Source organism: Lysinibacillus sp. FJAT-14222 (assembly GCF_001278875.1).
GTDB lineage: Bacteria > Bacillota > Bacilli > Bacillales_A > Planococcaceae > Lysinibacillus > Lysinibacillus agricola.
In genome coordinates this window covers 161,805-177,741 of the sequence record NZ_LIYL01000044.1, presented here as the reverse complement: position 1 = coordinate 177,741, position 15,937 = coordinate 161,805, and the positions used below count along the sequence as shown (strand labels likewise).

The following is a 15,937-nucleotide window of genomic DNA, read 5'->3' as shown; positions in this document are numbered from 1 at the left end:
TGTTTATTCTCCTTTTCGCTATGTATTTTATTTTGTAATTGGATTGAAATCATTAACTCCATCTAACTTATTAAATTCATTAATAATTGTTTCAACTTGCTTTCTAAACTTCTCTGGAAAACGATCATCTTTTCCGTAGTTTTTATTTAGATACTTATAATTACTTTCTATCTTTTTATAATAATTTGCCTCTGTAAAAATTCGATCTCCAAACCTATCTCCTCCTAGTAATCTAACAAGAAATCGAACATGTTTATTATCATTCTCTTTAATATACGCATATACGTACTCATGAAATGAACCATCTTCGTCTTTTGAGCACTTACTTGGTAGAGCATATAAAGTATTGTCGACATGTTTAAACTCATAATCGTCATCAAGACCACTTATAAATTCTGGAATAACAATCTCTACACCATCAATAGTTTTTGTTTTCAGTCTATTCCTATTGTATTCATCATGTTCTTCATCCCAAATTTTACTTTTAATCACTCTAATCATCTTAGATAGTTCATTATGTAAATATTTATCTTCTGTTGTAGAAGTTTTATATGTATCACGGAAAGACATAATATTATCAAGTTGTTCTTTTAGGTATTCAGTATTCAATTTAAACCTCCTCTTTTCGATAATACGTGTATTTTATGTATTTTCTATATTAAATAATGTTATTTGGATCTACAGTAATTTTATTTGAATGTGTATCAATTTTGGCATTTTTAAACTTTAGTTTAATATCATCCTCAATCTTATTCCCATTTCCATCAAACGCACTAATTGATACAAGTAAATCGCCTTCAATTAGTATGTCTTCAATTCTCACATTCACTTCACCAGTTGAGTTAGAAATGGTTGGCATAAGTGTGATGAACTCAATATCTTTATTATAAATTTCAAATTTAACATCTACTACTGATGTCATAACAATATTTTTATACTTTGACTTAATTTCATCAATAACATTCTTAGTTTTGTATGCAATTACATCATTATTGAAAATGTATTTCTCTTCAGGAACAACAGCCTTATTTATTTGTTGAGTATTATTTTTCTTTTTGAATTTCTTAAAAATATTTTTAAACATTGTAACATCTCCTTTTTTTTAGATGATATCGTACTATTACTTAATTTCAATATTATGTGCTTTTAATGCAACATTAACAATAGCTTCGCTAGGTGTATTACCAAATGCTGAGCATTCTTTATTTTCATGTATAACCCACGCACGATAATTTAAACCATTCATTCTCTTTCTGACTAAACCTTCTTCGAAAGTTTCTAGCACTTCCCAAGCATCACTAATAGTGTGGGTAGGATTCCAATACGACTTACCTAGAAGCATATGCTTAACTTTCCAACGGCCAGACTCCTCATCAGTCTCCCATTTCATTATCTTTTCGGCAATGATGTGATTTACATTCATTGTTTTATTCTCCTTTTATAAAAGTGAATTATTATTTAATAGCAGTTATCTCATGTATTTTCGCTATTTCTGATTTATGTAATTTTGTATCTGAAACTGAGTACCCTCTATCGTTTATCAAATCCAAAACAATATTTCCTTCATATTCAAAAATTGCAACAGTGAATCCATTTGGTAATGTCATTTCTATTTCTTTATCATTCATTAAAATCTCTCCTTAATATTTTTCATTTTCAATAGCATTTAACATATAATCAATATCTACATATTTACAGTCATTGACCTTTTTCATCTGAAGCAAATCTTTATGTATTTTATCTAATTTGCTTTCTAACTTCTTATACTCATCTAATTCATTAATCTTTTTAGCATATTTTAATGTTAATTTTTGAGTTAAAATGCCTCCGTTGTTATCATATTCATTGATTAAATCAATAATTAATTGAACTGTATTATTTACTTCCAATATGACTCTCATCCCTTCAATAATACTTATTTTTTATTTTAGTTTTATCAATCTAAAATAACCCAAGTTCCTTCAATTAAATCTTCAAATGAGTATAGTTCAATTCCGTTTTCATTGATTGGATAATTGTATTTAAATACTGAATTATAAAAACCTTCTTTGTCATAAAATCTTACAACTTTACCATTCTTACTTGCCTCCATAGCATCCATAAATGTTACAGTGCTACTCATCATAAATCCCTCCCATATAATCGTTTTATTTGAAAATAATCAATGTGAAATGCTAACATTAACTGTGATATAAGTTGTAAAGGATTGATTATGTATGTCTGAAAAACTTAATACTAATAAAGTTAATTGTGATGAGCATCTTGCATTGAAAAATTTGTTCAATGATATTTCTAAAGATGAATTAGAAATCGCCAAGAAGTATATTGAAGCACTAGAACATCTTAATAAGAAGTCTGAGAATAAACCTAAAGGATGAAATCATCCTTTTTTTATTTTTCTTCTCCTTTATGCTCAAATGCATGGTCAATATGCCCTTCTACCTCCCATAACTCTAGAGTCGCATATATACGAGCAATACTATCTTTGATTAAGACTAATTGACGTTCTTCATATCCACTAAGTAGTTCTTTATCCTTCAAATGTTCTTTATCATCTAATTCAAAAGCTAGTGATAATTGAGACGCTGTCATACTAAGTAGACTTGCTTCCTCACTAATTCTGTTATATGTACCTCTATTAAATTTCACGTTTATCAAATCCTTTCATTAATATCATTCTTTCATTTAAAACTAGGAAACTATTTCACCATTTGAATAATGATAAATATATTCACGCACATGCTCTCTAAACATTGTAGTTGTATAATGCACTGTTCTTGGACTTACCCCAATAATTGGAGCTACTTCATACGTAGTTGTTTCTCTAAATAGCAATGGTAATAAGTACGGATGATACTTTTCAATTATCAGTGTCCTTGCGTATTCTATTGCATTATGTAAGTATGTATAGTCATTTTTATGTAATACATCGTTATCTGAAGCGTCCAATATTTCTATCAAAGAAGATTTTTTATTTTCTAAAGATATCTTAAGGTCTAATGATGAAATAATAAAATCTGAGTCATCATTCTTCTTATATTTGTAGTATTCTAAACTTTTACATACTTCATTTTTCATAACAGTGTAACAGTATGTAGAGAATTTTATTCCTTTTGATTCATTAAAAGTTTTAATAGCTTTTGCAAATCCATAGTAAGATGCACTTATTATATCTTCTTCGCTCAACCTAGACTTATTATTAAACTTTCTTACGATTTCATAGATTAAACCTTTATTCCTATTAAATAATTCATTTCCTGCCTCTTCTTTGCCTTTCTTATATAACTCCACTAATTCTTCATTTGTTAATTTATCCATCTATTTACCCTTCTCGATCCCAGATAAAGTATTCAGTATGTAATTCAAACTTTCGTTTACGTGGACGCTTTATATTAAACAATACCTTAGTTCCATTTTCTTTAAATGGGAAACGTTCTGTATTATCAACGTCATGAATACTAATACCTTGTCCTATCTTATTTAAATCTGTTGCTTTGGATGTAAATTGTTCTGAACATCCGCCTTTTGTTAACATTACATCGTTCGCACTATGAAATTCTACTTCTTTATATGTATTTAGTAATTCATTAATTTTATCATATATAAACTGATTTAGTGTAATTTTACTCACTACAGATCCCACCTTTCCATATCAATATCTTTCCTTATTATTTAATAACTTACCTTTCGTTGGTACGGTTACACTCATCACTCCTTCGATCTTAAGTAACTCATTTTTACTTTTATATGTATCAATAAATAAAACATTTAATACTGGTGATTTGTATGTAATTGAACCTAACTTAGATATTTCTTTAATAGTTTCTTTAGTTTCGTATGTAATAATGTATTGCTGAGATGTCTTTCTATTGAATCGCATTTCATCTAATAAATGTATAACCATTTTTACACCTCTATTCTTATGTATTTTTAAATTAAAAACATCCGTTTATTAAAATCCACATTGCTTTAACAGTTAATATTAATTTATAGTATTTACTATTAAAGCAACATAGTCTTCTTTAGTTAACTTACCATTCACCTTTTACAATATTATCATTAATTGTTTCAGCTTCACTTTCCAGATGAAACATGTCGTTTGCCATTTGAAGATTGATTTCATACATTTGTTGATAACCTATTTCCATTTGCTTAATCATAGCTTGTCTTAGTTTATCATCTATTATGGGGTCACTACTAACCTGCTTTATCTCTTCATACATCGTCAACATCTCCATTTCATTATTATGTATTTTATTAATTAATCACCGACTTTTGCTACATAACAACTATTTATTTATAATGAGAATGTTATAATTATCATTTCTTCGTTTCATTTGTTAAATATATCTTAATCTAACAACTTATTAATTTCAAGTGCATTTTATGTATTTTATTATTTAATTTACGATATTCGCTTTTATTTCATTAGCAATCCTACTAAGGTCACCGAATATTTACCACCTAATTCACCAGATTCACAATTAAGAGGAATATCATCAAAATCAGTAAATTTATAAATGGGTTTTATTTTACTATATTGAGAAAACTCTTTTAATTCTTCTAAAGTAATTATTTCTTTTAATTTTCTACGTATATTCATGAACTCAACTTTTTCACAATCATTATTTTTAAATTTTATATCAAAATATGTCTGATCAACATTTAAAAATGTATATTGTCCATATCCTACTTTGACAATATCTTTTTTCCATATTACATAATCCCAATAGCTCAGTTCGTCACGATACAAATGAATGTTTAATTCTTTTTTATCAAAAATTCTACACAACTTTTCCATTGATATAAATTTATGTTTTTTAAATTTTTTCATATAACTCTCTCCTTCTTTCTATAATATTCCACTTTTAATTAATTATTTTACTGGAATATAGTCATAATCTTTAGCTAAACTAATCTTTACACCGTCTTGTGTCACGTTGTATAGTTCAACTTCTATAAATGTTTCGTCTCCAATACATCCGCAGCCAACATCCAACTGTAACTCACCGCTCTTAAACATTTCAATTACTGCTTCCTTAATTAATTTCTTATCCATAAATACATTCCTCCTGATTTTTAATATTTTGTAATAGAGTGGTATTATAAAACTTACAGCATCTCTGGATTTTCGTAGATGTTGCCAATAATTTCATAAGTCATATTAAGCTCATCATCCATGCCGAAATACTGTTTAACACCACGAACTTTAAACGCACTATGTACATAAGCGACTCTACCAACGTGTCTATACCCTTTTCCTTTTCTCCACAAGTGTCCTTTAGTTACATCTCCTTCATAAATATCCTTACTATTCTTATCTTTTAAGCCAGTAAATTCATCTCTGCCAATCAATTTATATCCAAATTCAGCATTGAAACATGGTGATAAATCCTTTGTGTTCCGTTCTTCTAATTGATTCAATGTATAAATCTTCTGTTCAATATTTCCTGTTTGAACATGCATAAATGTATATCGAAATTTTTTCTCTCGCATTACTCTGCCTCTTTATTCATTAAAATTTCGTAACACTTAACTATTAATCTAATTTGATAAGCAATATCATCAAAAGCATCATGCTTACGCTCATTTTCATCTGTTACAGACGCTTTAATTTCATCTTCACTTAGTCCTGACTTCATACTTGCTAACTCTAAAATTGTCCGTACATCACGATCATTTTTATAATAAATTGGATACTTCAGATCATTACACCCATTTAAGTTAGTTTGCAACTTTGCATTATCGAATAGGATACCGTTACCCCATAAGTAGACATCCTTCATATCGCCTGTCTCTGATTGAGATAATAACCATGTGTGTAAAATTTCAAATAAATCGTATTCATTACACGTACCTTTATTCAACAATTCAGTAAGTAGTTCTTTATCTGTATTTAACCACCATTTTAGAGTTGAACCATCAACATTTAAGCTGCTGTATTTTTCAATATCGCCGATCAAATTAATTGAGTCATGCTTGTCCCCTGTTTGAATATCAAAGCTCATTGCTGAAATTTGAAATACTGTTGCATTTTCTCCAGTACCTAGTGTTTCAATATCAACCATAATATCTTTTCGCATACTAATTCTCCTCATTATGTATATGTATTTTAAAATCCTGTGTATTTCATTAGTATTTGAAATGGACGATAATCGTTTGATATGTATCGCATATTACTACCAACTTGCCATCCATTCCTATTACATTCTATAATGTTTTCATGTAACTCAATTTCATTGCTTGCCTTAAGAATCTTCTTTCCGTTAAATTTATTAAAGTCCATATCTGCATCCTCTTTTATGTATAATTAATTTTAAATATATATTTATTTAAATTATGTATTTTAATATTTAATTTCCTTGACTGCACCTTGTTCCAACATATATTTAGTATAACAAATTGAGTCACAATATAAATTGTGATCATCTACCAGATACTCATCTTCTCTAGTTATTTCATTTAAGCATTCTTTGTTTACACAACGTCCAATTACATTATATTCTTTAGGTTCAATCCAATTATTCAGTTTCTTCACCCTCACCAATGTTGCTATTTTCCTGAAGAGGATTATACTCTTTTTGCAGCTCAAAATATTTGAATCCTGCTCCTACTTTAATGTCTACCATCTGTTTAACAAGCCAATCACATCTAGCAATCCAAGACTTTATGCTATCGTCATCATTAAACATCGAACCTTTATCGTATTCATTAATAATTGAATCAAAAGTATTCTTTAAGTTTGTAACATCACTACTCATTCTTATCTCACCTTTATGTATATGTATTTTTAAACTACTCGTCTCAATTTAGTCTTCATCATCTTACGACATTCAGTGTCAGCTAATTTAATTCTATAATGTCGTCTATTCTTCCACTGTATTTTTGAATTTGTTACTTTAAGTAAATGTGCTATGTATCGAAAATCCTCATTATTAAATTTATCATGCTTAACTCCAAATACAGTAGTTAATGAATCTGTATAAACTGTTACTCCTTTCCATTCTTTCTTTAATACCATCTGTAAAGCCTTAATTATCGTTGTTGCTTCTGCTTTCATAGAAGATTCATCAAATCCAATAAATGTTCTTCTTTTAATTCTTCTGTTTCCTTTCATGACAAAGTAGTGGTGTGTGGATGATCCATCCTTGTAACTACTATCTGTATAAATTTTAATCATATATATTTACCTCAGTCATTATGTATTTTATGTATTTGCTTCCCATTTAGCTTTTGAATTATCTATAAGATCAATCATTTCATCTATCCATCTTTGCGCTGAGTCTTTATCTTTGTAAGTTTTGTCAAATATCCAACCATCCTCATCTCTTATTATTTTAAACCCATCTCCACGTCTATTAGGAGAAATGAACAGTCCAAAATCTTCATATCGCTTTTTACTATACTTTTTAATCATGAACATACCACCTTTATGTATTTTATTGTTTATTAATTTCAAGGTGCGACATTAGAAACACCCCTAATACCACACCCTAACATTAATCATCATTAATTAATCTGATCAGGTAATCTTACGAAGCACTATGTATTCCGGATAGTTTTGTTCTAGATATAGCTTCGTATCATTGATATTTTTTACGTTGTCCATCTCAATAGTAGTCTGTGTTTCGCCGTTGTATAAAAATGCAAACATAGGAGTCAAGATGATATTGTAGTCACCTTTCCCATTAATCCTAATCATATCATTAGTTTTAAAAGTATTATTTGTTGAAGGATAATATTTTAATTCTGGTTTACGATTTAAAAAAGTTACTTCTTGTCCATCTTCATCGATTTCTAAAATCTCTGTAAATTGCGAATCCATACATTCAACTAATAATTTTCTACCCTTTATGTTTTTCATATGGAGTCCGTTTGACGGTAGCAATCCATCAAACAACTCCTCCAACTCTTCTGGACTTTTATCTTTTATTACTAGATTAGCTTCAAATGATACTAAAAGTGCACTCATATTGTAATATTCCTCCATTTTCCATTAATTTTAGTATAGATGTAGCATCTACTATCATCTCTATTGATACAATTTTACCAACCATATACAGTATTGTCAATATAGAAATGCAAACATTTGTTCTTATTTTTCGTTTGATTGTTCCTAGAAATATTCTCCATTTCTATTTCTTTGAATAAATTTAGCAAAAATCAAACATTGTACAATCATTTATTTATTTTTATGTATAAAGGAAACCGAATGGTAAACATTCAGTCCTTTTTAAATTTATTTAAATTCATATTTAAAGCTGCCATAGTTATCTTCAAAAAATTCATCATTTATAACTTCTTTATATCTCATAAATGAAGGATAACTTTTCTTTTCACCTTTGAACGAGTATAAACCGTATCTATTCATTACATTGGTAGCTATTTCTTTAGTAATAACTCTGTCATCTTTTAGTAATGAATTTGTATACCACATTGCCCCAGATTCAATTAATGAGGTTACTGTTATTTGAGCATCTTCAAACTCAGTTTTAATGATGCCCGAGAATAAACTATTAATCATACTGACTGTAAATCTAATATCACCTTCACCTACTCGATTCTTTCTTAATATATATTCTCCATCAGCAACACGAGTAACATTTCCTTTCTTTCCAATGTACTCTGTTTTTCTATAAGTTTGAACAAATAAGTCGTATAACTCTTTAGATATTTCAATTTGACGATTATCTAAATTAATTTCATCAGAAAGCAATGATGCATAATATTTACCTTCTTTTTCAGATAAATCTTCATATCGTAAATTAGTTAATTCAGATAAAGCCTTACCTCTGATCCCCTCAAACACTGCTAAAACGATTGCTTTATCACGAACATTTATAAGCTTTTCAATATTCATAAGTAAAGCTTCTCTTGTATAATAAGTTAATCCTTCTTTATATAAGTATTTATCAACAAAAGAAGTATTGATAGATTCCACGATTGGATGAACTGGTGATACGCCATAACCATTATCTTTAGCCCATGTAATGTAATTTTTTATAGTTGTAATATATGAAATTAGTGATCGATGCTTACTTCTCTTAGCTGCATAAAAAGTAATTTCCAATTCTTCGAAATTCATATCAAACAAATCTTTATTAATTTTAAATTCAACTTCCGCTGTTTTTTCAAAAAGATAAACATAACGCTCCTCACTTATTTCTTTAACATCTAAAGTTTCAATAAATTTCATTTTATATTCTCTGTTATACACTACAATTCTGCCTCCTCTAACATACCTTCAAAGAAATCACTTATCTTCCTTCTCATTTTCTTGTTTACTACTTTACCTTCATTATTGATTACATTTGTATCTTTCCAGAATTTATTCTCTATATTAAATGCTTCAATTTTAATTATTTCAGACAGTTTGTCATACGGAATTTTATTCTCTTTCATCTTACTAGCCAAAGTTAAATGAGCTTCGAATAAATCTGCATCAAACAATACTTTATATTCATCTCTTTCGTGCTTACCAAAATACCCAAATAGATATACTAGATATTCATTTATTTCATCTGCAACTTTTCTTGATTGAAGTACAGAATCAATATTATAAACATTACTAATAGCAGCATGTAGCATTTTATAAGGGATAATATCACTACCGCGTAAAGTTGCCTTACTGTCTCCTACTGAACTAATTCTGTCTTTTAATTCACCTTTAGATTTTAAAATATTAATCACATTACTAACATGCCCACCTGAATACTCGACAATCTTACTTCTTGTTAATGGAGTTTGTTTATCCATATTTACTTGATATCTCTGAATTTCTTCATCTGATTTGTTAGAAATAGTAATTGGATAAGATCCGTTAATGTCTTTATCTTTTGAATATGCACTATATGTTGCTAACGTTCTATGCATTCCGTCTACGATATCTAAAATTGTCCCTGAATTTATTGTTAATTTGTGCGATTTTTCATCGTAAATTAGTTCTTCACCTTCATCAGACGACATTTGTGCTGCATTTAATGTTATTGTTGATGGTTCTAATTTATCTTCTAATGTCAATTTACTCATTTCAGTTACTTTACTTTTAAATACAATTGGTTCTTCCATCTCTTTACCATAACGATAGACTTTTCTCATTCCACGTTGTACATTTGGATTGTAGTTTAATTTACCGTATTTATATAACCTACCAAGCAATTGTCTTGTAATTGTTAAATTATAGTATCCATTTCCAAGATAAGTTACATTGGAAAGCGTTATAGGGAAATCTAGATCATCAATTGATTGCATATCAACAAATTGAAATCTTTCGAATTCTTTAATTTCTCTTTCAGTGAACCAAGTATTCATCCATTCAATATTATCAATTCCTAATTTTACAGTTAATTGTTTTCCGAATAATGCTAATTCTTCTAATGTTAATTTAGATACATTATTTGAGTTGTTAAGTAACATATAAACATTAGACTTTTTAATTCCATGTTTACTATTTAAATGCTCTACAATTAAGTCAAATTCTTTTTTATCTACAGTTGTAGCAAATAAAGAAATTAGACTTTTTACTTCTGTCTCTAAAGATTCTCTATCTTTATTGATTTTCATTTAAAAAACTCCTTTCAATACTATGTTGATTTTACCATTTATCATCTATAATGTCACATAAATTTATTCATTTTGTTATTTTATTCTTGATTTTATTATTTAGTAATAAAAGCATCTCTGGACGCATTTCTTCTAAACATTCTAATAATAATTCATGTGAAGCTGTTTTATATAATTCTTCAGCAGTAGTCATTTTTGCAGATATAATACCTGTAACATTCAGATTGGTTAATCTTAGATATCTCATAGTGGTATTTACATTTTTATGTCGAGCCTTTTTCATTGCTGAATCTATGCAATTTCCATTGTTTAAATAACACATCGTAACGGATAATTTTTTAAATGAATGGAAAGAGTATTCTAAATCTGTATTATTTAATAGCTTATTAGCCCTATCCATCATCCCGACTAATTTTTTGTAAGTCAAAGTAAATAATTTATTCGTATTTCCAATTTCTTTTAGTTGTAACAACTTATTATATAGTTCAAAGGATATCTTGTCTATCCATTCTTCATTGCCTTTTCCTTTATTGTAACCATGAGACTTCATAATAACTCCGTCTTCTACTGGTGTGAAATTTGACCATTCTATCTTTAATAATTCAGATGCTCTAAGTGCGGAGTCTATAGCTAATTCAATAATTAATGATTTCTCTAAGCCCTGTTCTTCTTTTCCAAAATATTCAATGTATTCCATTGATAATTCAAATGGTATCATTTCTATTTCTTCGCCTATGTTCTTAAGCGATTCAATTACTTTCAAATCATCTAAATCATACTTTATTAAATTTTCTCCATCTATTTTCTTTGTCTTTAAATAAGTGATCAATGACTTAATCGCAGATTGTCTACTATTAATCGTCTGATTAGCATACATCCTAGTACCATCTTCTTTTTCTGCATCATATAATGAATCGAAATATTCAAACAAAATTTCTGAACGTAAGTCATGTTCAATATTTTTATCTGTTATATAAATATAATCATTGTTACCTAAGATGTCCTTAAACACTTGATTCAAACTAGACCTATAAGTTTTTTCTGTATTAAAAGACTTTTTACCTTTTACTTTTAAAAACTCTTCTATATAATCTCCTATGTAGTTGCCCATATATGAAGTATTGTGATTAACCATAACCATTATTTGCAACCCCTTTATAATTTCTTTATTAATAATAGTATATCCATTATTTTGTGTATTGTAAAGCATTTTTTATGTATTTTATTATTTATTTTATTTAAGAGCCGACTTTTGATGATCGACTCTTAACGTTTTGTAATATGTTCCTATTATTTAATCTTCAATTAATTGCTTTCTGTCTAGAAAGTTCAATTTCATCATTAAACTCGTATACTGACATATAGATATTTGGACTATCATTCCATAATGATGATTTGCTGTCCAGAGATGTGATTTCCAAAACCCATCCTTCTTTGTCAAAGTTACTTACTACTACTTCAATTCCTTTGTATTTAAAAATACCATTCTCAAGATATTCTTCTAGTTGATTTAAAGAATCTAAATACTTCTTATGTTTTTCATACATAGTATCTAAATAATTTTTGATCATTATAATGACACCCTTTCAGTAAAAGTTAAATTTTATGAAAAGTTACTATCCAACATAATTCTAATTTCACGTAATAGCTCATCAGCATAGTAACTCTTCCCTAGTTGTATATAATCGTCCTCAGAAAGAGTTGAAGCGAAAGGGTTCGGAGAACGTCTTGAATCACTTTCTAATTTTCTGATGATATTTGCAATAATTACACGTTTCTTCATAAATTACATCAGTTCCTTTACTATTTAATTAATTGTTGTTTAATGTTACTGATGACTTTCTGATTGTCTTCTAAGTAACTGAATAAATGGTCAATGTCACCGTAACCATCTTCACTGAAGTCATTCTTAATTGGATTTATCCTTGCTACTTCGATATAACCGTTAGCATCATTATAGTACATGATTACTTTAATGAACTTCTTGCCGTTTTTTCGCTCACATAATATGTATTCAAAATCTTTTGGAGCAATCACATGACTAAATAAATGACCACGTATTACGTCATTTGTATCAATCGATGTCAAAGTTGATCCATTTTCAAAATTTATTTGCATTCTAACTCTCCTTTTCACTTTCCATAATACTTACCTTTTATGCAGTTTTGTTGATAACACCATGAATATCATTAAGTTAAGAGTTGATACCTTTAATCTTCATGTCTAATATATTAAGAGTGTCTCTAATGCCACTTTGGTAACAAGCACCACAAGGTTCAACTTCCATATCTCCTAACTTATAAGTCGATAACAACTTTTCTTCTGGCGATTCTTCGATCACGTAGCCTATCAAACAACATCTTGCAAACTCTTCTGTTGAAAGTTTTTTCAAAGGCAATTTAGGTTCGTAATCCCAACCTTTCACATGCTTTTCGATACAAGCGCTAATATTTCCATTTGGCAAAACTGTTTTCAGAGCCTCTGCAACCTCTTTCGATACTTTCACTTTTTCTGACATACTATTCTCCTTTTATGTATTTAATAATATTTAGTTTTTATTTAACATTACTGGATTTACTTTTTAAAAACTCATACATAGTAGGCGGTACAGTCGGTTCTTTCTCGCCATTAAAGAATAATTGACCGTTTTTTACTTCAAATTCACTGAGTATTTTATTCCCTAGACCTCCATTCAGAGTATATTCTCCTTCTTCTAGATACTGCAATCCAAATCGTACACCATTACTCATAAGTAGAAGCAGCTCCCATCTCCTGTGTCTTCAATTGATCCTTTAACCCAATATAATCATTTATAGCAAACAGTAAATTATCTAATTTTCTTTTAGAACATCGATTTGTTAGCGAGCCATTTAAGCGTACACTTAGCTTGTTTTCTTTTGTCATGGCTTTTCTACACACTCCATTTCAATCAAAGATTCCTATTATTAAATATTTAGTTCATTATCAAATTTTTTTATCACCATTCTCACTTCTTTTCTTAGACCATTGTAAGGTATTTCACAATTTTCACGTAGTCTCTTAATTAGATCAATCAATTCACAAGTCCTAGCTCGTTCTTTTTCAATAATTGTTAGATAGTGTTCATCTATTTCTTTTTTCATTGTAATAACTCCCTTCATTAATATATCTCTTTTATGTAAACATGTTGATATTTAATCTTCACTTGACTCTACATTATGTATATACCAAATTAAATCCAATAAACACTTAGCTTTTAATTCATCTGAACCTAATGTATTTAATTCCATAATGTAGTCAATCAAATCTACATAATTACACTGACTTTCTTCTCTAATATAATCAATTAATTTCTTTTTCAAATGTATTCCCCTTTTTATTTCTTTTAATATCCTAAAGCTCTTTTTGCAATATCTATGAATTCATACACTGTATTTTCATAGTTTTCAGGTTCATCTATTGGTACAGATACATGATGTGCAATTTCTTCTAATGAACTGATTAATTTCTTATTTCCTTCTTCTAAGTCTTCAATCTTATGCAGCAAAGCTAATACTGCATTATCTCCTATATAATTTCTCCAATGCTCTCCATAACGCTTTACTGTAATTACACCATTATTATTAGTAAATTCATATTCCTCTAATTTAATTTTATACATTAATATCCTCCTCATTTTTCATAATACATCTAATTTATGTAATTATTTATATCTCCCTTCTACATATATTTCTTTCATCTGTTTGTAATACTCATCAAATGTTATTTCCCTTACATAGAACTCTGAACCAAGAGTTGATGCTTGTTTTTCAGCTACATGTTTGTGGTCATACGTGTAAATATGGTCATCTCCTCTAAATAATTCATAACTCATTTTTACATATCATCCTCTACAATTTCTTCTTTATCTAATACATACATAGTATCAATTAACTTGAATTGCATACACTTAACACATTTATACTCAATTGACTCCGTGAACTCATCACATCTAAAACACATTGATTTATCCGATGTCATCGTCCCTTCCCTGTTATTTATTTTCGTAATAGATGGCTTTTATGATACTTGAACACTTAGGAATTCATTTAAGCCATCAAAATCCTTATTATCTAGATATCTATCAATCATATTTTCTTTATTAAATTGCATTATTTCAGAAAGTAACTTGATAATTTCATGACTGAACTTGTCTGGCATAGTGTGTTCGCATTTTCTTGACTCCTGAATATCTATAGTAAAATCTTCTCGACCTGTTACTTCAGCAGCATTCGCCTTTCTAATAATGAACTTTGTTGGGTTGCAATTGATCTCAGACTCATTAATATACCCTAGGAAATTTGCTAGTTGTTGTTTGCGTTGACTATCTACCCATACAATATCATTTATCTTAAGATCAGTATCATACGATCTAAAGTAATATGTTTTCTCACTTGTTGGCAAATCACTCAATCCTTCAAAGTTGACTTTAGCAATTAAAATTTTATCAAATGCCTTTAAATTGTTCTGATTATTTTTATTCTTTTCATTATGTATTATTGGATTTATAAAACTATGTATATTTGTAATTAATAATAATTGATATAACGGTAGTCGAATAAAACGTTTATCTTTCTGGAAAACAAAAACCTCAGATAAATTTTCAACTTGCTCTGTATCCAAGTTAACGATCATCTCTTTACATTCGATGGGAATGAAATGGAAAATCTCATTATCTTTTGAAACGGTTAAGTATTGATGAGCAAAAACTAAACGTAATTTATTACCAGTGACTTTTGTATAAAACGGTTTTAAATACTCAATTTTCATCATAATAATATCAGCTCCTTCTTTTATTGTATACATTTTATTTACATCCAGTTGGATTTAATACCATAATAATTTAACACAAATGTATATTCGCCATTCTTAATTTTTTCTTGATTTTGCTTCTCTAATATTTTAAAATCTAACTCTATGCCGAAATGCTCTTTATATTTTTGAGCAAATAATTCTCTACGTTTTCTAATAACTTCACTATATACTTCTTCCATAATCCATCTCCTCTCTATAAAATGCGACTATCATTTAGATATTTACTTTATATAGGCACCTATAGTCTTTGTGATTTTAATTTTTGCAATCCTAATTGGCATCTCAACATCAATATTGCCTTCCAATCCTTTTACAGATACCTCATTAAGAAAAGTACAAACAGTCTTAAAATAATCTAAATTACCACCTTCAAAATAGTCATTATCTTTAATAACTGAAATATCTACCTTCAACGTTTTTGTGTTCTGACTCCAATCAATAGAAGCTCCTTTTGAATCAACTAACCTGTATGCAAATTGCAATTTGAACACTCCTTTATTATGTATTTGTTTTTATAAAATGAAATTATTATTTAATATTT

Annotated in this window: 35 protein-coding genes and 1 pseudogene; 1 reads left to right on the top strand and 35 read right to left on the bottom strand. The window is 28.5% G+C overall.

Annotated features, from left to right (window positions below):
- Nucleotides 1-27: 27 nt before the first annotated feature.
- From AN161_RS18285 to AN161_RS18265, 6 genes are read right to left on the bottom strand one after another with little or no spacing between them, the layout of a single operon-like run.
- Nucleotides 28-609, bottom strand: coding sequence for a hypothetical protein (locus tag AN161_RS18285; RefSeq protein ID WP_053595772.1), 582 nt, complete (start codon nucleotides 607-609; stop codon nucleotides 28-30).
- A 49-nt stretch (nucleotides 610-658) separates the two neighbouring features.
- Nucleotides 659-1,084 carry a hypothetical protein gene (locus AN161_RS18280; RefSeq protein WP_053595771.1) on the bottom strand — a complete coding sequence of 142 codons (426 nt, stop codon included), beginning with the start codon at nucleotides 1,082-1,084 and terminating at the stop codon, nucleotides 659-661.
- A gap of 36 nt (nucleotides 1,085-1,120) precedes the next feature.
- Nucleotides 1,121-1,423 (bottom strand): hypothetical protein, encoded by a 303-nt coding sequence (locus tag AN161_RS18275; RefSeq protein ID WP_053595770.1) that lies wholly within the window; start codon nucleotides 1,421-1,423, stop codon nucleotides 1,121-1,123.
- A 31-nt stretch (nucleotides 1,424-1,454) separates the two neighbouring features.
- The gene (locus AN161_RS29840) at nucleotides 1,455-1,628 is read right to left on the bottom strand and encodes a hypothetical protein (protein WP_158003062.1); all 174 of its coding nucleotides are present in this window, start codon (nucleotides 1,626-1,628) and stop codon (nucleotides 1,455-1,457) included.
- Between the two features lie 12 nt (nucleotides 1,629-1,640).
- Complete coding sequence (locus tag AN161_RS18270) at nucleotides 1,641-1,889, bottom strand: hypothetical protein (RefSeq protein WP_053595769.1); 249 nt, start codon at nucleotides 1,887-1,889, stop codon at nucleotides 1,641-1,643.
- Between the two features lie 47 nt (nucleotides 1,890-1,936).
- The gene (locus tag AN161_RS18265) at nucleotides 1,937-2,125 is read right to left on the bottom strand and encodes a hypothetical protein (protein ID WP_143114915.1); all 189 of its coding nucleotides are present in this window, start codon (nucleotides 2,123-2,125) and stop codon (nucleotides 1,937-1,939) included.
- Nucleotides 2,126-2,216: 91 nt separating this feature from the next.
- Here AN161_RS18265 and AN161_RS29835 point away from each other — a divergent pair, with 91 nt between their 5' ends.
- The gene (locus AN161_RS29835) at nucleotides 2,217-2,378 is read left to right on the top strand and encodes a hypothetical protein (protein ID WP_158003061.1); all 162 of its coding nucleotides are present in this window, start codon (nucleotides 2,217-2,219) and stop codon (nucleotides 2,376-2,378) included.
- A 13-nt stretch (nucleotides 2,379-2,391) separates the two neighbouring features.
- Here AN161_RS29835 and AN161_RS18260 read toward each other — a convergent pair whose 3' ends face one another.
- The 29 genes and pseudogenes from AN161_RS18260 to AN161_RS18135 all read right to left on the bottom strand — a co-directional run bounded on the left by AN161_RS18260 (nucleotide 2,392) and on the right by AN161_RS18135 (nucleotide 15,878).
- Complete coding sequence (locus tag AN161_RS18260; RefSeq protein ID WP_053595767.1) at nucleotides 2,392-2,649, bottom strand: hypothetical protein; 258 nt, start codon at nucleotides 2,647-2,649, stop codon at nucleotides 2,392-2,394.
- Nucleotides 2,650-2,691: 42 nt separating this feature from the next.
- The gene (locus AN161_RS18255) at nucleotides 2,692-3,318 is read right to left on the bottom strand and encodes a sigma-70 family RNA polymerase sigma factor (protein ID WP_053595766.1); all 627 of its coding nucleotides are present in this window, start codon (nucleotides 3,316-3,318) and stop codon (nucleotides 2,692-2,694) included.
- A 4-nt stretch (nucleotides 3,319-3,322) separates the two neighbouring features.
- Entirely contained in the window at nucleotides 3,323-3,631 is a 309-nt protein-coding gene (locus AN161_RS18250; protein ID WP_053595765.1) for a hypothetical protein, read from the bottom strand.
- Between the two features lie 21 nt (nucleotides 3,632-3,652).
- On the bottom strand, nucleotides 3,653-3,904 hold the full coding sequence (locus AN161_RS18245; protein ID WP_053595764.1) for a hypothetical protein: 252 nt from the start codon (nucleotides 3,902-3,904) through the stop codon (nucleotides 3,653-3,655).
- Between the two features lie 127 nt (nucleotides 3,905-4,031).
- Nucleotides 4,032-4,223 (bottom strand): hypothetical protein, encoded by a 192-nt coding sequence (locus AN161_RS18240; protein ID WP_053595763.1) that lies wholly within the window; start codon nucleotides 4,221-4,223, stop codon nucleotides 4,032-4,034.
- A 197-nt stretch (nucleotides 4,224-4,420) separates the two neighbouring features.
- Nucleotides 4,421-4,834 carry a hypothetical protein gene (locus AN161_RS18235; protein ID WP_053595762.1) on the bottom strand — a complete coding sequence of 138 codons (414 nt, stop codon included), beginning with the start codon at nucleotides 4,832-4,834 and terminating at the stop codon, nucleotides 4,421-4,423.
- 42 nt (nucleotides 4,835-4,876) lie between these two features.
- The gene (locus AN161_RS18230) at nucleotides 4,877-5,059 is read right to left on the bottom strand and encodes a hypothetical protein (RefSeq protein WP_053595761.1); all 183 of its coding nucleotides are present in this window, start codon (nucleotides 5,057-5,059) and stop codon (nucleotides 4,877-4,879) included.
- Nucleotides 5,060-5,112: 53 nt separating this feature from the next.
- Nucleotides 5,113-5,496 (bottom strand): YopX family protein, encoded by a 384-nt coding sequence (locus AN161_RS18225; RefSeq protein ID WP_053595760.1) that lies wholly within the window; start codon nucleotides 5,494-5,496, stop codon nucleotides 5,113-5,115.
- On the bottom strand, nucleotides 5,496-6,083 hold the full coding sequence (locus AN161_RS18220; protein WP_053595759.1) for a 3'-5' exonuclease: 588 nt from the start codon (nucleotides 6,081-6,083) through the stop codon (nucleotides 5,496-5,498). The genes AN161_RS18225 and AN161_RS18220 overlap by 1 nt, the downstream gene beginning before the upstream one ends.
- Before the next feature lie 438 nt (nucleotides 6,084-6,521).
- Entirely contained in the window at nucleotides 6,522-6,761 is a 240-nt protein-coding gene (locus AN161_RS18215; protein ID WP_053595758.1) for a hypothetical protein, read from the bottom strand.
- Between the two features lie 29 nt (nucleotides 6,762-6,790).
- Nucleotides 6,791-7,180 (bottom strand): reverse transcriptase-like protein, encoded by a 390-nt coding sequence (locus tag AN161_RS18210; RefSeq protein ID WP_053595757.1) that lies wholly within the window; start codon nucleotides 7,178-7,180, stop codon nucleotides 6,791-6,793.
- A gap of 27 nt (nucleotides 7,181-7,207) precedes the next feature.
- Entirely contained in the window at nucleotides 7,208-7,417 is a 210-nt protein-coding gene (locus AN161_RS18205) for a hypothetical protein (RefSeq protein ID WP_053595756.1), read from the bottom strand.
- 105 nt (nucleotides 7,418-7,522) lie between these two features.
- A complete protein-coding gene (locus AN161_RS18200) occupies nucleotides 7,523-7,972 on the bottom strand; it encodes a hypothetical protein (protein ID WP_053595755.1) in 450 nt (149 codons plus the stop codon).
- Between the two features lie 267 nt (nucleotides 7,973-8,239).
- On the bottom strand, nucleotides 8,240-9,217 hold the full coding sequence (locus AN161_RS18195; RefSeq protein WP_053595754.1) for a hypothetical protein: 978 nt from the start codon (nucleotides 9,215-9,217) through the stop codon (nucleotides 8,240-8,242).
- The gene (locus tag AN161_RS18190) at nucleotides 9,217-10,563 is read right to left on the bottom strand and encodes a hypothetical protein (protein ID WP_053595753.1); all 1,347 of its coding nucleotides are present in this window, start codon (nucleotides 10,561-10,563) and stop codon (nucleotides 9,217-9,219) included. Before AN161_RS18190 ends, AN161_RS18195 begins: the two co-directional genes overlap by 1 nt.
- 67 nt (nucleotides 10,564-10,630) lie before the next feature.
- Nucleotides 10,631-11,704: a site-specific integrase gene (locus AN161_RS18185; protein ID WP_053595752.1), complete on the bottom strand. Its 1,074-nt coding sequence runs from the start codon at nucleotides 11,702-11,704 to the stop codon at nucleotides 10,631-10,633.
- Nucleotides 11,705-11,864: 160 nt separating this feature from the next.
- Nucleotides 11,865-12,134: a hypothetical protein gene (locus AN161_RS18180; protein ID WP_053595751.1), complete on the bottom strand. Its 270-nt coding sequence runs from the start codon at nucleotides 12,132-12,134 to the stop codon at nucleotides 11,865-11,867.
- A gap of 32 nt (nucleotides 12,135-12,166) precedes the next feature.
- Nucleotides 12,167-12,346 carry a hypothetical protein gene (locus AN161_RS18175; RefSeq protein ID WP_053595750.1) on the bottom strand — a complete coding sequence of 60 codons (180 nt, stop codon included), beginning with the start codon at nucleotides 12,344-12,346 and terminating at the stop codon, nucleotides 12,167-12,169.
- 20 nt (nucleotides 12,347-12,366) lie between these two features.
- Nucleotides 12,367-12,681 carry a hypothetical protein gene (locus AN161_RS18170; RefSeq protein ID WP_053595749.1) on the bottom strand — a complete coding sequence of 105 codons (315 nt, stop codon included), beginning with the start codon at nucleotides 12,679-12,681 and terminating at the stop codon, nucleotides 12,367-12,369.
- Nucleotides 12,682-12,757: 76 nt separating this feature from the next.
- Complete coding sequence (locus AN161_RS18165) at nucleotides 12,758-13,081, bottom strand: hypothetical protein (RefSeq protein WP_053595748.1); 324 nt, start codon at nucleotides 13,079-13,081, stop codon at nucleotides 12,758-12,760.
- Nucleotides 13,082-13,118: 37 nt separating this feature from the next.
- The gene (locus AN161_RS18160) at nucleotides 13,119-13,313 is read right to left on the bottom strand and encodes a hypothetical protein (RefSeq protein WP_053595747.1); all 195 of its coding nucleotides are present in this window, start codon (nucleotides 13,311-13,313) and stop codon (nucleotides 13,119-13,121) included.
- Nucleotides 13,306-13,467 carry a hypothetical protein gene (locus AN161_RS29830; RefSeq protein ID WP_158003059.1) on the bottom strand — a complete coding sequence of 54 codons (162 nt, stop codon included), beginning with the start codon at nucleotides 13,465-13,467 and terminating at the stop codon, nucleotides 13,306-13,308. Before AN161_RS29830 ends, AN161_RS18160 begins: the two co-directional genes overlap by 8 nt.
- 41 nt (nucleotides 13,468-13,508) lie before the next feature.
- Complete coding sequence (locus AN161_RS29825) at nucleotides 13,509-13,685, bottom strand: hypothetical protein (protein ID WP_158003058.1); 177 nt, start codon at nucleotides 13,683-13,685, stop codon at nucleotides 13,509-13,511.
- Between the two features lie 51 nt (nucleotides 13,686-13,736).
- Nucleotides 13,737-13,904 carry a hypothetical protein gene (locus tag AN161_RS29820; protein WP_158003057.1) on the bottom strand — a complete coding sequence of 56 codons (168 nt, stop codon included), beginning with the start codon at nucleotides 13,902-13,904 and terminating at the stop codon, nucleotides 13,737-13,739.
- 23 nt (nucleotides 13,905-13,927) lie between these two features.
- The gene (locus AN161_RS18150; RefSeq protein ID WP_053595745.1) at nucleotides 13,928-14,203 is read right to left on the bottom strand and encodes a hypothetical protein; all 276 of its coding nucleotides are present in this window, start codon (nucleotides 14,201-14,203) and stop codon (nucleotides 13,928-13,930) included.
- A gap of 42 nt (nucleotides 14,204-14,245) precedes the next feature.
- On the bottom strand, nucleotides 14,246-14,416 hold the full coding sequence (locus AN161_RS29815) for a hypothetical protein (protein ID WP_158003056.1): 171 nt from the start codon (nucleotides 14,414-14,416) through the stop codon (nucleotides 14,246-14,248).
- A gap of 653 nt (nucleotides 14,417-15,069) precedes the next feature.
- A pseudogene (locus tag AN161_RS18145) lies at nucleotides 15,070-15,354 on the bottom strand (transcriptional regulator); the annotation flags it as partial.
- A 38-nt stretch (nucleotides 15,355-15,392) separates the two neighbouring features.
- Nucleotides 15,393-15,575: a hypothetical protein gene (locus tag AN161_RS18140; RefSeq protein WP_053595744.1), complete on the bottom strand. Its 183-nt coding sequence runs from the start codon at nucleotides 15,573-15,575 to the stop codon at nucleotides 15,393-15,395.
- Nucleotides 15,576-15,617: 42 nt separating this feature from the next.
- A complete protein-coding gene (locus AN161_RS18135; protein ID WP_053595743.1) occupies nucleotides 15,618-15,878 on the bottom strand; it encodes a hypothetical protein in 261 nt (86 codons plus the stop codon).
- Nucleotides 15,879-15,937: the final 59 nt, after the last annotated feature.